Below are 1,254 nucleotides of genomic sequence, written 5' to 3' on the forward strand. Positions count from 1 at the left end.
GGCGGATTCACGTGGTGGTTGCAACACGCATTGTTTGTTGGTTGAACAGTAGTGCTTCGAGGGCTTCGGTGGGTGTGTGCCAGCCGAGGGTTTGGCGGGGGCGTCCGTTGAGTTCGGTGGCGACGCGGGCGAGGTCTGCGGCGGTGTGCTGGGTGAGGTCGGTGCCTTTGGGGAAGTATTGGCGGAGCAGGCCGTTGGTGTTCTCGTTGGTGCCGCGTTGCCAGGGTGCGTGCGGGTCGCAGAAGTAGATGTCCATTCCGGTGGCCAGGGTGATCTGCTGGTGGTGGGCCATTTCTTTGCCCTGGTCCCAGGTCAGGGACTTGACCAGCAGGGGCGGCAGGGTGTGGATGATCTCGGTCATGGCGGTGGCGACGGTGGCGGCGTCTCTGCTGTGGGGCAGGTGCAGCAGCATCACGAACCGGGTGGTGCGCTCGACCAGGGTCCCGATCGCGGATTTGTTGTCCTTGCCCAGGATCAGGTCGCCTTCCCAGTGTCCGGGGACGGCGCGGTCGGCGGCCTCGGCGGGGCGTTCGCTGATGTTGACCATGTCCTTGATCCCGCCGGGGGTGCGTTCCCGGCGGGCCTGGGCCTGCCGGCGGGGCATCCGCAGCGCCCGCCCGGTCCGCAGTGCCTGGGTGAGTTCACGGCGCAACGCGCCCCGGCCCTGGACATACAGTGCTTGGTAGATCGTTTCGTGTGACACCCGCATCTCCGGCTGGTCGGGGAACTCCAGCACCAGTCTCCGCGCGATCTGACGCGGGGACCACTTGCGGTCCAGCCTGTCCTGCACCACCTGACGCAACACCGGGTCCGCGGCCAGTTTCGCGGTCTTCGGGCGGGCCGCGCGTTCCTCGGCCGTGTGCTGGGCACTGACGGCCCGATACACACCCGACCGGCCGGTGTTACGGGCCAGCTCGCGAGACACCGTCGAGGCCGGGCGGCCGATCGCCCGCCCGATCGCCCGGGGCCCCAGCCCCGCCGCGGTCAGACAGGCGATCTCTTCCCGCTCGGCCAGACTCAACCGGACCGGCCCAGGCCGACAAGGTGCGTTACCGATCACCCCGCCAGCCTGCCGGAACAACCGCACCCCCGTCGTCGGGGACAACCCCACCGCCCGCGCCGCCGGCTTCGCCGCCACCCCCGCCCGAACCTGATCCCAAAACCCCACCCGCACCGACCGCGGCAACCACCGAAACACCCGCACAACCCGCCCCTTCCCACAGACGGTGTTGCAACAACCCCATGACTCCAAGA

The 1,254-nt window shown here is 68.8% G+C and carries 1 protein-coding gene; it reads right to left on the reverse strand.

The window, feature by feature from the left end; genetic code table 11:
- Positions 1-7: 7 nt before the first annotated feature.
- A complete protein-coding gene (locus DMC64_RS42555; protein WP_199755278.1) occupies positions 8-1,204 on the reverse strand; it encodes an IS30 family transposase in 1,197 nt (398 codons plus the stop codon).
- Between the last annotated feature and the right edge of the window lie 50 nt (positions 1,205-1,254).

It is taken from the genome of Amycolatopsis sp. WAC 04197 (assembly GCF_003947475.1).
GTDB lineage: Bacteria > Actinomycetota > Actinomycetes > Mycobacteriales > Pseudonocardiaceae > Amycolatopsis > Amycolatopsis japonica.